This window comes from Novosphingobium sp. BL-S-33, assembly GCF_056857025.1.
Genome location: NZ_CM166475.1, coordinates 762,071 through 775,536 on the forward strand (window position 1 = coordinate 762,071; position 13,466 = coordinate 775,536).

Sequence of the window (13,466 nt, forward strand, 5' to 3'; positions counted from 1 at the left end):
GCGTTCTCCCTGCCGTCAGATCGTTCGCGGATCGACGACGGTCCGCACCGGCGCGACGGGTCCGGACATTTCGCCTACCGCTTTCGCAACGCCCGAGAGTCCGATGCGGGCTCCCAGCCAGGGCGTCACGTCGATGCGTCCATCGGCAATCGCACGCATGGCCAGTTCCATGTCCTGCGGTTCCTCGCCGCCCGCGAACTGGATATTGAGCCGCTTGTTCTGCGCGGCGAACACCAGCAGATGCTCCTGCTCCATGCAATATCCGCCCATGACGATCCGCCCTTCGAAAGGCGCCGCCTCGATGATCCGCTGGAGCATGCCGGGCTGGCCGACATTCTCGTAGATCAGGTTGACCTTGCGTCCGCCAAAGGCGGGCAGCGGCGCATAGGGATCGATTTCGCGCGGATCGACGGCGATATCGGCGCCCATCGCTATCGCCTGCTTGCGACGCTCCTCATGGAAATCGGCGGCGACAATCGGCGCGACGCCCATCATCCTGAGCCCCGCGATCACGCCGAGGCCGATCGCCCCGCAGCCGAGGACCAGCGCGGCATCGTTCTTGTCCGGACGCCCGCGACGGGCATGTTCCAACCCCACCGCCAGCGGCTCGATCATCGCGGCATGATCGTCGTCCATGTCGGACGGCACTTCCATCATGATGTCCTCGTCAAGGAGCATCAGCTCTCCCCAACCGCCGGGGCAGTCGTGACTGAAGCCGATCACAGCATGGGCGCCGTCCTGCCGCATGATCGGCACCGAGGTCACCTTGCGTCCCGGCTTCACCGTACGCTTGCTGCCCGGACCGTAATCGAGAACCTCGCCGACATATTCATGGCCGGGCACGAACGGGCGCGCAAAATCGAGCGCCGCATAAGGCCCGCCGAGCCGCCGCGACAGATCGATGATATTCTGCCCGGCGTGGAGGAAGTGCGCTTCCGATGCACACATGCCGCAGCTGTGCGTCCTGACCAGCGCCTGCCCCTTGCCGGGGGTCGGGTCGGCCATTTCGCCGACCAGCACCTTGCCGTTTTCGATATAGGCTGCCTTCATGTCCTGTCTCCGTAATTCGTCTGTCCTGCGGTCAAAACCGCGTAGGATGGGTCGTCCATGTCCCTCCTGCCGCGATCGTGCGCCTTCATCGGGGTGACTTCGCGGATTTCGTCCATGTCAGTGACGGTGATGCGATGGTCGATCGCCCAGCGGCCTTCCCGCCGCGACCAGCGGTCGACGTAGCGACTGAGCACGGTCATTTGCAGCAGCTTGCCGCCGCGCTCCATCCGCAGGGTTGCTGTGACATAGGCCTCGCTCGCCGCTTGCGCACCGTCCAGTTCAATGACGATGTTCGTCACCTGATGCGAGTGGGTCAGCAGCCCGCCGTGCTGCTTGCAGACGTGGTCCACGAAGTCCCGGCCGAGCCCCTGGAACACGGCCTCTCCATAGTCGGCGGTTCCGTCTGCGTGCCAGACTGCATAGCCCAGTTCATGGTCGATCCGGTCCATTGCCCGGCAATAGCGATAGATCTGATCGGTGATCGCCTGCCGCGCGGCGAGATCCTCGACGAGAGCTGCGGAATTCATTTGCACGTCCTCCATCACGAACGGCCGAAAAGCTGGCTGGTAACCTTGTCGATCATGACAACCCTTTCGCGTCTTTGCGCCGCGGACGTGGCCGACATGCCGCTCTCGTCATCCTCCTCGCCCCAGTTGCAGATCGGGCCATGCGGCAATCGCTCAAGGCCCAGACGGGCGACATCGTTCGGCGATGCGATATCGTCCGGAACAGGCATGCCCTGCTGGGCGAGAACGCGGCGGAATTCGGGCGTATCGGTCCGGCTCATCACCAAAGTGAGGACATCCACACCGTGAGGCCGCAATTCGGCCCAGAGCCCTTCGGCGAAGCACAGGGTGAAGGCCTTGCTGCCGGAATAGGTCCCCATGGCGGTAGAACCGCCGTAACAGGCACCCGAATTGACCAGCAGCACACCGCCCCGGCCGCGCGCCTTCATCGGCCCGGCCAAATGATAGCTGCATTTCATCATTGTGGTGACGTTGCGCTCGACCAGATCGACCCATGCCGAGAGGTCCTGTTCCAGAAAGCGGGCCGCGTTCGGATCGGAGCCGGCATTGCTGACGAACAACCCGACGTCGCGATCGCCAACTGCAGTCATCATCCGGTCGCAGGCGTCGGGCTTGGCAAGATCGATCGCGGCTATGACCGTCTCAATGCCATATTGCCGCGTCAGGTCATCCGCGAGTTCTTCGAGCGGCGCTTCCCGACGCGCGATCAGCAGGCAATGGATGCCCTTGCTTGCAAGCAGATGGGCAAAAGCCTTGCCTGTCCCTTCCGATGCACCGGAAATGACGGCCCAAGGGCCATAGCGTTCCTTGCTGTCCATGCGTTCTCACCTCTCCTGAGGCGAGTTCTAGGCAGCCCGATCGGAATGCCGATACTATAATATGCGTCAAATCATTATAACCATCCGGCATAGTAAGGTCGGACTGCCCGACTGTCGTTCGGGCAAGGTCCGTGCTCGCCCCCATCAATGCCATCGCTCACGCAAGCTGACCCCGTGATGGCCGTGCGCGCTTTCGCGGCCTAAAGATCGTAATGACTTGCGCACTGGATACGATGCGATCTCGGCACAAATAGATTGGAATTTTCAATGTTGCTCTTGGTTTACAGGCAGGCTGCCAAGAGAGTTTACCAGAAATAAAGAGAACTATTTGCCGCTTGCCAAGGGACCGATTTTATACAACTATTTCTTTTGGCAATGCGTCGCTTAGGGCTGCTTTCACCCTTGGTCGCGACTGCCCGGGAGAGCAGGATGAACTCCGACTCCACCATTCTTGCCGCCTGGCAGGCGGCTCCCGCGCCGTCTCCAGCCGGTGCAGAAGAAGTCGAAGGATCGGCTTTCCGTCCCAATGCAGTAGCCGATCCACTTCATCGGCAGTTTTCAAAGAACGCGCTCGCCTCCCAAATCCGTACGGCCATGCAACGTCGAACGTCTCTCGCCCCCTGAAGCAGCTTTTTACCGGATACTGCCGCGACCCATCGAAATTCCACGCCGGGAGACGTAGATGCCGAGCCAGGATAACAAGATCTCGCTGTTTTCGCTCACCTCGATGGTGGTGGGTTCGATGATCGGGGCGGGGATCTTCAATCTGCCGGCGCGGTTCGGTTCGGCGACGGGGCCGTTCGGGGCGATCATCGCCTGGCTCATCGCCGGCACCGGCATGTACGCGCTGGCCCGGGTCTTCCAGGCGCTCGCCGCGCGCAAGCCCGATATCGATGCCGGCGTCTTCGCTTATGCCAAGGCCGGCTTCGGGGACTACATGGGGTTCCTTTCCGCCTTCGGGTACTGGCTCGGCTCCATTCTCGGCAACGTGTTCTACTGGGTCCTGATCGGCGCGACGCTCGGCAAGTTCTTCCCGGTGTTCGGAGACGGCAGTTCGGCGGTGGCCATCGGCGTCTCGCTGGTCGGCATCTGGGCCTTCCACTTCATGATCCTGCGCGGGATCGAGCAGGCCACTTTCATCAACTTCGTCGTCACCATCGCCAAGATCGTGCCGATCCTGGCGGCGCTGCTGCTGATGCTGCTGGCGTTCCACTGGGACACGTTCGCCGCCAACTTCTGGGGCGGCGAAGGCATGCCAGAGAAGACGCTGGTGGCGCAGGTGCGCGATACCATGCTCATCACCGTCTTCGTGTTCCTCGGCATCGAGGGCGCCAGCGTCTATTCGCGCTTTGCCCGCACCCGCGCCGATGTCGGCACCGCCACGATCCTGGGCTTCGTGGGGGTGACCGGGCTGATGGTCGCGGTCACGCTGCTGCCTTATGCGGTGATGCCGCAGGCGGCGGTGGCCGGGCTGCGCCAGCCCTCGCTCGCCAGCGCGCTGGCGGAAGTGGTGGGCCCGTGGGGCAGCGTGTTCATCTCGGTGGGCGTGCTGGTCTCGGTGCTGGGCGCCTATCTCGCCTGGTCGCTGATCTGCGCCGAAGTGCTGTTCGCCGCCGCCAAGTCGCGCGACATGCCCCGGCTGTTTTCCGAAGAGAACCGCAACCGCGTGCCCGCCAATGCGCTGTGGCTGTCCAACATCGTCGTCTCGCTCTTCGTCATCTCGACTTACTGGTCGCAGGATGCCTTCAACCTGATGCTGGACCTCACCAGCGTCAGCGCGCTGCTGCCTTACCTGCTGGTGGCGGGCTACGGCGTGCTGATCGCCCGCCGCCGCGAGGGTTATGGCGCCGATGGGGCGGAGGCCGGACGCGACCAGTTCATCGCCTGGGTGGCGGCGTTCTATTCGGTCGTGATGTTCGTGGCGGCGGGGCTGGAGCATGTGATGCTCGTGGCGATCCTGCTGATCCCGGGCACCCTGATCCTCTACGTCTGGGCCCGGCGCGAACAGGGCGTGCGGCTGTTCAAGCCGGTCGAGCTGGTGATCTTCCTGGTGGTGCTGGCCGGAGGGCTGGTCGGCCTTGCCGGGCTGCTCACCGGCCGCATCGTTCCGTGATCCGATCCAACAGGAGCCTCCCCCCATGTCTACTGACACTCCCTATGGCGTTCACTCCGAAGTCGGCAAGCTGCGCAAGGTCATGGTCTGCGCGCCGGGCCGCGCGCACCAGCGGCTGACCCCGTCCAACTGCGACGACCTGCTGTTCGATGACGTGCTCTGGGTGGACGCGGCCAAGCGCGACCACCTCGATTTCCAGCAGAAGATGCGCGACCGCGGCGTCGATGTGGTGGAGATGCACGACCTGCTGACCACCACTGTCGGCATCCCCGATGCGCGCAAGTGGATCCTCGACCACCGCGTCACCGAAAACGAGGTCGGGCTCGGCCTGCTGACCGATGTGCGCAGCTATCTCGAAGGCCTGCCCCACCGCGAACTGGCCGAGATCCTGATCGGCGGCCTGTCGGTGGAGGAGTTCCCCGAGAGCCACTCCAGCGCGCTGATGGCGCTGATCCGCGAGACGCCGGGGATCACGCAGTACCTCATCACCCCCCTGCCCAACACGCTCTACACCCGCGACACCACCTGCTGGATCTACGGCGGCTGCACGGTGAACCCGCTCTACTGGCCCGCGCGCAAGGACGAGACGCTGCTGACCACGGCGATCTACAAGTTCCACCCCGACTTCGCGGGCAAGACCAAGATCTGGCACGGCAATCCCGAAGAGGACCACGGCCTGGCCACGATCGAGGGCGGCGACGTGATGCCGGCGGGCAACCGCACCTTGCTGATCGGCATGTCCGAGCGCACCTCACGCCAGGGCATCGCCCTGCTCGCGCGCTCGCTGTTCCAGCAGGACGTGGTGGACCAGATCCTGGTGGCGGGCATGCCCCGGCTGCGCGCGGCGATGCACCTCGACACGATCTTCACCTTTGCCGACCGCGACTGCGTGCTGATCTATCCCGACATCGTCGACACCATCACGCCCTACATGATCCGCCCCGGCGCCAACGGCGGCTTCGACGTGCGGCGCGAGGAAGGTGGCTGGGTGGCGGCAGTCGCCCGCGCGCTCAAGGTCGACAACATGCGCGTGGTGGAGACCGGCGGCACCCACTACATGCGCGAGCGCACGCAGTGGGATTCGGGCGCGAACCTCGTCTGCGTCTCGCCCGGCGTGGTGCTCGCCTATGACCGCAACGTCTATACCAACACCCTGCTGCGCAAGGCCGGGATCGAGGTCATCACCATCTCCGGCGCCGAACTCGGACGCGGACGGGGCGGCGGGCATTGCATGACGTGCCCCATCATTCGCGATGCCGCTGAGTAACGGCAAATCCGAAATGACGGACGGCACGGCATCGACCGGAAAATTGCCGTCACGCAGCGCGGCCACGATCGCGCGCGGGATCAGCTATCTTGCACTCTGGCTCATCATGATGCCCAGCGCCCGGCCTACCGACCTGCTGGTCGGCGCCGGCGCTGCCAGCGCGGCAACATGGCTCAGCTTGCGCACATTCCCGCCCGCGACCGGCTGCCTGCATTTCGTCAGCATGGCGGCCCTGATGCCCCATTTCATCTGGCAATCGGTGCGGGCCGGTTTCGACATCGCCCGCCGCGTCTTTGACCCGAGATTGCCGATCCAGCCCGGTTTCATCGCCTGCCCGCTTGGCTTTCCGGAAGGTCTGGCACGCAACACGTTCGCCACCATTACGAGCCTGATCCCCGGCACGGTGCCCTGCGGCGAGGTTGATGGCGTTCTCACCTATCACTGCCTCGATCTCCGCAACCCTGTCGTCCAGCAGTTGTGGGCAGAGGAAAGACTGATGGCGCGCGCCCTGATTGCGGGCCGCAGGCATGACTGAATTTCTGCTCGGCTCGGCTTGCGCCATCCTGGTGGTGGTCGCGGTCGGGCTGGTGCGCCTCCTGCGCGGCCCCGGCGAGGCCGATCGCATGATGGCGGTGCAATTGCTCGGCACCGGCAGCACGGCGGTAATGCTGATCTTCGGCGCCGTGACACGGCAGCCGGCGGTGATTGATGTCGCGCTTATCGTCGCTCTGCTCTCGGCGTTTGCCGGGCTGGCCTTCGTGCGAGGCATCAGCCCGAACAGCGGAGGAGGAGACGAATGACCTTGCTCCTCGATCTCTGGACGATCGTTCTGGTGAGCACGGGCGTCGTGTTCTTTCTTGCCGGAACCGTGGGCCTGCTGCGCTTCCCCGATGCGCTTTCGCGGCTTCATGCACTTACGAAGGCCGATAATCTGGGCCTCGGGCTGGTGGTGATCGGACTGCTGCCGAGGCTCGCAGGCATTGCGGACGGCGCCAAGATGATCTTCGTCTGGCTGCTGGCGATGCTGTCCGGAGCATGCCTAGCCCAGTTGGTTGCGCACCTGATCCGCCAATCCGGAGACTTCAAGCCGTGACCGCGTGGCTGGACAGCGCGGCACTCCTGCTGCTGATCGGGCTAGCGGCATGGGTCGTGCTGGGCACGAACACGTTTGCAGCCGTGGCGGGTTTCATTGCCTACGGGATGCTGCTGGGTCTGGTGTGGGTGCAATTGCAGGGCATCGATGTTGCCATGACCGAGGCCGCAATCGGTGGAGGGCTCACCGGCGCGCTGATGATCGGCGCCGCGCGGCGGTTGAAATCGGCGGCGCCGGTGGCGCCTGCAACCGTAGGAACTCTCGTCATCGCTATTGGGGTTGGTGCCGCCATGGCCGCAATTCTGGCCGCATGCGTCCTGGCCTTGCCTTCTCCGGCGCCGAGTTTGGCGTCCCTGGTGGCCGGGAATATCGCGGCAACGGGCGTCCAGAATCCCATCACCGCCGTGCTGCTGGCATTTCGGTCGATGGATACCCTGCTCGAAGCCGTGGTGCTGCTGCTCGCGCTGATCGCCGTCTGGTCTCTGGCGCCCGATGCCGAGTGGCCCGGGCGGATCGGGGCACCGCAAACCGCCAATCCCAACGGCATCCTCGCCTATATCGCGCGCGTGCTGCCTCCGATCGGGCTGGTGATCGGGATCTATATCTTCTGGGCGGGCGCCGACCAGCCGGGCGGCAAATTCCAGGCAGCAACGATCCTCGCGGCCATGTGGTTGCTGATCATATCCGCCGGGCTCGGCAAGACGCCGCCGGTAAGCTCCAGATGGCTGCGGGCGGGACTGATCGCCGGTCCCATCGGCTTCATTCTTGTCGGCGCCTATGGCGTAGCGAGCACCGGAGCGTTTCTCGGGCTACCCGCCGCCTATGCCAAGCCGCTGATCGTGACGATCGAGATCGCCTTGCTGCCCACCCTGACCTTGATACTGGCACTGCTGATCCCGCCCCCGCTGCGGAAACGGGCCGAAGCATGACCAGCGCCACACTTCACGGCCTCGCCGCCGCCATACTGATCGGGCTGGGTGTGTTCGGGCTGATCGCCCACGCCTCGCCTTTGCGCAAGATCCTCGCCTTCAACATCGTGGGAAGCGGCGTGTTCCTATTGGCGGGAACCCTCGCCCGTCGCGGCACCGAGGCTGGGTTCGGCGGCGATCCCGTCCTGCACGCCATATTGATTACCGGCATTGTCGTGGCGTTCTCGGCCACGGCAATGGCGACGGCGATGCTGCTGCGGCTGCGTTCGGTGACCGACCGGACCACTTTGGCCGAAACGCCGCCCCGCCATGACGCCGATCCTCCTGCATGACGGAAACTCCGGCAGGGCTGCTCATCGTTCTGGCCGTATTGCTGCCCTTCGTGGGCATGATGCTGGCGCTGATGGCGGGCGGCCGCAATACGCCTCGCGTTGCCGCCATCACTATTGTCTGCGTGGTCGTGACAGTCGCGGCAATCGGGCCTCAGGTTGCCCACGCTCCCTTGGTCTACCGGCTCGGCGGTTGGGCACCTCCGCTGGGCGTAGCGCTGCGCGCCGACGGGCTGGCGGCGGGGATGATGGCGGTGGTGATAGGTGTCGTAGCCGCCATCGCGCTTTACGCGCGCCGCGATTTTGCGGTGCCCGAAGGCCTGGTGGAAGCCCGGGCACCGCTGGCCTTCTGGCTGCTGTTGCTCGCGGTGTGGGGATCGCTCAATCTCATCTTTGTCAGCGGTGATCTATTCACGCTTTACGTGGGGCTGGAGCTTCTGACTTTTGCCGGAGTCCCGCTGGTCTGCCTCGACGGCCGCGCCGAGACCTTGCGAGCGGCCTTGCGTTACCTGCTGTTCGCGCTGATGGGTTCGCTGCTCTATCTGCTGGGCACGGTGCTGATCTTTGGCGTCTACGGCACGCTCGACATCGAACTGCTGTCACGCGTGATCCAGCCGAGCCTTGTGACGCGGACCGTGCTCGCGCTGATGACCGCCGGACTGCTTGCCAAGACGGCGCTGTTTCCGCTCCACATCTGGCTGCCGCCGGCCCATGCCGGGGCCCCGGCGGCGGCGAGCGCGATCCTTTCCGGCCTTGTCATCAAGGGATCGTGGTTCCTGATCGTGCGGTTATGGTTCGATGTCATGCCCGGCGTCGTCACGTTCGGCGCTGCGCAGCTGCTCGGTGCGATGGGGGCGGCGGCGATCGTGGTTGGAAGCATCGTTGCGCTGCGGCAGCAACGGCTCAAGCTGCTGGTCGCCTATTCAACGGTTGCGCAGATCGGTTATCTGTTCCTGATGTTCCCGCTCGCCTTCGACGCGAGCGCCGGAGCAATGTCGGGCGGCAACGTGCTGACCGCCGGACTGCTGCAAGCGGCATCGCACGCCACCGCAAAAGCCAGCATGTTCATGGCGGCGGGCCTGTTCTACAAAGCGCTCGGGCATGACCGCATTGCCGAACTGGGCGGTGCGGCGCGGGCCTTGCCGATCACGACGCTGACTTTCGCCGTGGCCGGACTGGCGCTGATGGGCGTGGTTCCCAGCGGCGCCTATCTTGCCAAGAAGCTGCTTCTGGCAGCGGCGGCCGACCAGGGCCAATGGTGGTGGACAGCGTTCTTGCAGGGCGGAGCCGCATTCACGGCGGGCTATACGGTGCTCGTTCTGCGACGCTTGCTGGCAAGTCCCGTGGCTCCGGGGCGAGAGATTGCCCGCGTCTCGCGGTTGTCGGAATGTACGGCGCTGGCACTGGCACTGGCGTCGCTGCTACTCGGCTTCGTGGCAGCCGTACCCGGGATCGGTCTGCCAAGCGAGCTGATTTCAAACCCGCTCGCACCGGTTGAACTGCTGACAATCTTCCTCGTCACAGGAGGCGGCTGCCTCTTGGCCTGGGGTTTCGCACAGCGGCCGTCTTCCGTGCGACCGGGCAAGGCCGCATTTTTCGGCGGGCTCGTCGAAGATTTCGATGGCGTGTTACGGCAGTGGCCAGCCGCCAGCCTTTCCCTGTTCGCTTTTGCGGCAGCAATGGGGTGGCTCCTGCAAACCGGAACTGCCGCATAGGTTTCTTACCGAGGGCTCTCCGCAGCCGCGACCCGCCTGAAGCGGATGGTGCGATCGTATCGTTGGAGGATCAGGTCGCCATGGTCCCTGCGCAGGGGCGTCCGTGTAAACGCAACCACGCCCAGATCGTGCGGCTCGAAACGGACATGGATCTCGTGGCCCATCGGTGGCGGCAATTCGATGGTTTCGCCGCGAAGATCGAAGACGGGAAGCCGCAGAGTGACCGAAACGGGCATTGCGCGCGCATCGAATTCCAGCGGCTCCGGCTCGTCGCTGAGTTGGCGGTCGGTCACGCTTCCGTCCGGGAGCCGGAATTCCGCGTTGAAATATTGCCGGGACATCCCCTCGGGCAGGTCCAGCAGAAGCCTGATCTGCCCGGCAGGCGCATCGTGGTGGTCGATCAGGACAAATCGGGGCGGGACGACCGGATCGCTGGTGAGCAGCACCTGACTTCCATCGGACGTCCAAGTGCCCTGCGCCTGTTCATCAAGCGCGCCATAGTACATTCCATAAAGGAAACGGCCGTCCGCGTGCAGTTCGATACCGGCGGCCATCTCGGTTTGTCCGCCGTCGTAAACCCCCACTACATCCGCCGATTGGGCAGCGGCGATGGGGCACCCTGCGGCAGCAGCCGAAGCGAGCATCATGGCAAGAACGGCACGAGCGAAAATCATGCCGCAGCATAAAACCTTACCGGAATTGCCGCGAGACGTTTGTGAGCCGCAATTGTCTTCAGGCCGCCACGTGCCGGACCAAAGCGGTATCGGTAAATTGGATGAAGGACCGGATTTTGCCCTCTTCATCCAAAGTGATCAGGTCGAACAGTTGCGTACGAACCGGTTCTTTTCCTTCGGCCGCAACGGTAACTTCCCAGCGCGCCGCGATCTTTTCACCTTCGACCACCGCATCCAGAAGTTCAAGATCGCTGAACCGAAAGCGATCGATCAACTGGCCGATCTGATCCATCGAAGATTCAGAACTGAAACCGACAGGTTCCAACAGCGATCGCGCTCCGACAAAATCGAAGCGCGCATCATCGGCCCAATAGGTTGCCAATGCTTCCTTATCTCCCGAAACACGGGCAGCATAGACATCCCGAATTGTCTGCAACGCGGCGTCGCGGTCAAGCATGACCATCTCCATGATACTAAGACAGCGCGCCGAATATATTCCAAAATCCGTTTACTTGCGATCCACAAAAACCGCTCATCAACATCATTCAGAACTATAATCTCAGTAGTTAATTTGAAAATTATTCTCAATTAGCACCCGCGTCGCGATTATTTCGCCACACGTGCAAGTAACGCAATCACACCTGAAGCTTGTCCAACAGCGCGATCAGCATCGGCTTCAGGCGGCCGATTTCCTCACGGTGCGTCGCGCTGAGCGTTTCCAGCGTGCGGTGCGCCTGCTCGGTCAATGCAAGCAGTGCGCGGCGCTTGTCATCGCGCGACGGCGCTCTCTGGACAAGGCCGAGCGAAACCAGCCGATCAACCAGCCCCGTCGCGCTGTGCGGCTTCAGGATCAGCCGTTCGGCCACATGCCCGACCGTGGCCGCCTCTGCCGGTGCCGCCCGGATAACCAGCAGGGCCTGATGCTGCTGCGGCGTCAATCCGCACTCCGCCGCCTTCGCTTCGCTGAAGGCCTGGAACTGCCGCAGCGAGAATCGAAAGTCGGCTAGCGCCGCATAATCGGCATCGGTCAGTTCGTGGCTCATGCCTTCCAGTCCCTGTTCGGGGCCAATTTTGTCAATCGTTGATAAATATCGCATTACGATATATGTGCCGCGCAATCCACTCCTTCCATTCGAGCGCCATGCCATGACATTCCAAGATTTACCTTCGTCCCGGCGCCCATTGGGCGATCACAGCGCGGACCGGCGCATGCTCATGCTGGCGCTCGCCGCACTGCCAGTGGGCACGGGCGGCGCCTTGGGCGCGTGGGTTCTGCTGAAGGCCATCGCGGTCGCCACCAATCTGTTCTGGTTCGGCCGCCTTTCCGCCGCGCCTTCGGCCATCACCGACAATGCGCTGGGCGTATGGCTGGTCGCGGTGCCTGCCATCGGCAGCCTGATCGTCGGCCTGATGGCGCGCTTCGGTTCGGAAAAAATCCGAGGCCACGGCATTCCCGAGGCGATCGAGGCGATCCTTTACGGCGAAAGCCGTCTGTCCTTGAAAGTCGCCGTGCTGAAGCCGCTGTCTTCCGCCATTTCCATCGGCAGCGGCGGCCCGTTCGGCGCCGAAGGCCCGATCATCATGACCGGCGGCGCCATCGGTTCGCTGTTCGCCCAATTCTTCAGCTTCAGCGCGGCGGAGCGTAAGACGCTGCTGGTCTCCGGCGCCGCTGCGGGCATGACCGCCATCTTCGGCACACCGATAGCGGCAATCCTGCTCGCCATTGAGGTGCTCTTGTTCGAATGGAAACCGCGCAGCTTCGTACCCGTGGTGATGGCAGTTCTGGTCTCATGGCTCTGGCGGCCATTGCTGGTCAGCACGGGCCCGCTGTTCCCGGTGCATCATGCATTGCCGCTCGCACCTGGGCTGATCGGCGTCGCGCTGGCCATCGGCATGCTCGCAGGCGGGCAGGCGTGCCTGCTCTCCGCACTGCTCTACAAAGTGGAGGACCAGTTCGCCCGCCTGCCGATCCACTGGATGTGGTGGCCCGCGCTTGGCGGTCTGGCGGTCGGGATCGGCGGCCTGATCGATGCCCACGTTCTGGGCGCGGGTTACGAAAGCATCCGCGGCCTGCTCGATGGATCGCTGGCGATCCGCGTGGCGGTGGCGCTGCTTCTGGTCAAGGCGACCGTATGGCTGATCGCCCTGGGTTCGGGCACGTCGGGCGGCGTTCTTGCGCCGCTGCTGCTGATTGGCGGAGCGCTGGGCTTCCTGCTCGGGCATTACCTGCCCGGTGGTGCGGCAGTCTGGGCGCTGGCCGGCATGGCGGGCATCCTCAGCGGCGCGATGCGAGCGCCGCTGATGGCCACGCTCTTCGCGGTGGAACTGACCGGCGATTTCGCCATGCTGCCCCTTACGCTTGCAGCGGCTGGCGGAGCCTACACCGTCAGCGTCCTCATGATGCGCCGCTCGATCCTGACCGAAAAGATCGCGCGGCGCGGCCGCCATATCCTTCAGGAATACACAGTCGATCCGTTCGATTTCCTTCAGGCACTGCAGGTCATGACGCCGGATCCCCAGACCTTGCCCGGCACTATGCCCGTCGCCGACGCCATCGCCTTCTTCAGCACCGACGCGCAGTTCCGCAGCTATCCGGTGATCGATGCGCACGGCAAGTTGGCTGGAATGGTCTCCCGATCCGACATCCTGCGCTGGAAAGTGCACGGCGCGGAAACGGACGCGACTTTGGCCGAAGTCGCCTCGGACGCATCCATTCCATTCGGCTGCCAATTCGATCCGATCAGCCGGATTGCCGACATGATGGTGGAGGCCGATGTGGGACGCATTCCTATCGTCGATTCTGAAACCGGCCGCGTTTCAGGCATTTTGAGCCGCCACGACCTGCTCAAGGTCCGCCGCGCCCACGGCAGTGCGGAGCGCGCGCGGAGCAGGCGGCAATCCTGACCACAGCGTCAAGGCAGTAAGACCTGCGCCAGTTGTGCCGGCGCAGG

General features: G+C 63.9%; 15 protein-coding genes. 9 read left to right on the plus strand and 6 right to left on the minus strand.

The genetic code is table 11. The features are described from left to right. Positions 1–15 precede the first annotated feature (15 nt). Genes AC1VVM_RS20130 through AC1VVM_RS20140 form a run of 3 tightly spaced genes read right to left on the minus strand, consistent with a single transcriptional unit; the run spans position 16 to position 2,395 of the window. On the minus strand, positions 16–1,050 hold the full coding sequence (locus AC1VVM_RS20130) for a zinc-binding dehydrogenase (protein ID WP_482957222.1): 1,035 nt from the start codon (positions 1,048–1,050) through the stop codon (positions 16–18). Next, the gene (locus AC1VVM_RS20135; protein ID WP_482905524.1) at positions 1,047–1,577 is read right to left on the minus strand and encodes a nuclear transport factor 2 family protein; all 531 of its coding nucleotides are present in this window, start codon (positions 1,575–1,577) and stop codon (positions 1,047–1,049) included. The genes AC1VVM_RS20130 and AC1VVM_RS20135 overlap by 4 nt, the downstream gene beginning before the upstream one ends. 14 nt (positions 1,578–1,591) lie before the next feature. After that, positions 1,592–2,395: an SDR family NAD(P)-dependent oxidoreductase gene (locus AC1VVM_RS20140; RefSeq protein WP_482957223.1), complete on the minus strand. Its 804-nt coding sequence runs from the start codon at positions 2,393–2,395 to the stop codon at positions 1,592–1,594. Between the two features lie 682 nt (positions 2,396–3,077). Between AC1VVM_RS20140 and AC1VVM_RS20145 the strand changes: the two genes are divergently transcribed. The 8 genes from AC1VVM_RS20145 to AC1VVM_RS20180 are packed head-to-tail and all read left to right on the plus strand — an operon-like array spanning position 3,078 to position 9,841. Further along, positions 3,078–4,508: a basic amino acid/polyamine antiporter gene (locus AC1VVM_RS20145; protein WP_482957224.1), complete on the plus strand. Its 1,431-nt coding sequence runs from the start codon at positions 3,078–3,080 to the stop codon at positions 4,506–4,508. A 25-nt stretch (positions 4,509–4,533) separates the two neighbouring features. Next, on the plus strand, positions 4,534–5,775 hold the full coding sequence (locus tag AC1VVM_RS20150; protein ID WP_482957225.1) for an arginine deiminase: 1,242 nt from the start codon (positions 4,534–4,536) through the stop codon (positions 5,773–5,775). Positions 5,776–5,788: 13 nt separating this feature from the next. Beyond that, positions 5,789–6,310 (plus strand): Na+/H+ antiporter subunit E, encoded by a 522-nt coding sequence (locus AC1VVM_RS20155; RefSeq protein ID WP_482905528.1) that lies wholly within the window; start codon positions 5,789–5,791, stop codon positions 6,308–6,310. Next, positions 6,303–6,575 (plus strand): MrpF/PhaF family protein, encoded by a 273-nt coding sequence (locus AC1VVM_RS20160; RefSeq protein WP_482905529.1) that lies wholly within the window; start codon positions 6,303–6,305, stop codon positions 6,573–6,575. The genes AC1VVM_RS20155 and AC1VVM_RS20160 overlap by 8 nt, the downstream gene beginning before the upstream one ends. After that, the gene (locus AC1VVM_RS20165) at positions 6,572–6,868 is read left to right on the plus strand and encodes a monovalent cation/H(+) antiporter subunit G (protein WP_482905530.1); all 297 of its coding nucleotides are present in this window, start codon (positions 6,572–6,574) and stop codon (positions 6,866–6,868) included. Before AC1VVM_RS20160 ends, AC1VVM_RS20165 begins: the two co-directional genes overlap by 4 nt. Then, positions 6,865–7,797: a hydrogenase subunit MbhD domain-containing protein gene (locus tag AC1VVM_RS20170; RefSeq protein ID WP_482957226.1), complete on the plus strand. Its 933-nt coding sequence runs from the start codon at positions 6,865–6,867 to the stop codon at positions 7,795–7,797. Before AC1VVM_RS20165 ends, AC1VVM_RS20170 begins: the two co-directional genes overlap by 4 nt. Continuing rightward, the gene (locus AC1VVM_RS20175; RefSeq protein WP_482905532.1) at positions 7,794–8,129 is read left to right on the plus strand and encodes an NADH-quinone oxidoreductase subunit K; all 336 of its coding nucleotides are present in this window, start codon (positions 7,794–7,796) and stop codon (positions 8,127–8,129) included. Before AC1VVM_RS20170 ends, AC1VVM_RS20175 begins: the two co-directional genes overlap by 4 nt. After that, entirely contained in the window at positions 8,126–9,841 is a 1,716-nt protein-coding gene (locus tag AC1VVM_RS20180; protein WP_482905533.1) for a complex I subunit 5 family protein, read from the plus strand. Before AC1VVM_RS20175 ends, AC1VVM_RS20180 begins: the two co-directional genes overlap by 4 nt. Positions 9,842–9,846: 5 nt before the next feature. Here AC1VVM_RS20180 and AC1VVM_RS20185 read toward each other — a convergent pair whose 3' ends face one another. The 3 genes from AC1VVM_RS20185 to AC1VVM_RS20195 form a co-directional block, all read right to left on the minus strand. After that, positions 9,847–10,515: a hypothetical protein gene (locus AC1VVM_RS20185; RefSeq protein WP_482905534.1), complete on the minus strand. Its 669-nt coding sequence runs from the start codon at positions 10,513–10,515 to the stop codon at positions 9,847–9,849. A 58-nt stretch (positions 10,516–10,573) separates the two neighbouring features. Next, the gene (locus AC1VVM_RS20190; protein WP_482905535.1) at positions 10,574–10,972 is read right to left on the minus strand and encodes a nuclear transport factor 2 family protein; all 399 of its coding nucleotides are present in this window, start codon (positions 10,970–10,972) and stop codon (positions 10,574–10,576) included. Between the two features lie 178 nt (positions 10,973–11,150). Then, positions 11,151–11,558, minus strand: coding sequence for a MarR family winged helix-turn-helix transcriptional regulator (locus AC1VVM_RS20195; RefSeq protein WP_482905536.1), 408 nt, complete (start codon positions 11,556–11,558; stop codon positions 11,151–11,153). 103 nt (positions 11,559–11,661) lie between these two features. Here AC1VVM_RS20195 and AC1VVM_RS20200 point away from each other — a divergent pair, with 103 nt between their 5' ends. Beyond that, positions 11,662–13,419, plus strand: a complete 1,758-nt coding sequence (locus tag AC1VVM_RS20200; RefSeq protein ID WP_482905537.1) for a chloride channel protein — start codon at positions 11,662–11,664, stop codon at positions 13,417–13,419. Positions 13,420–13,466: the final 47 nt, after the last annotated feature.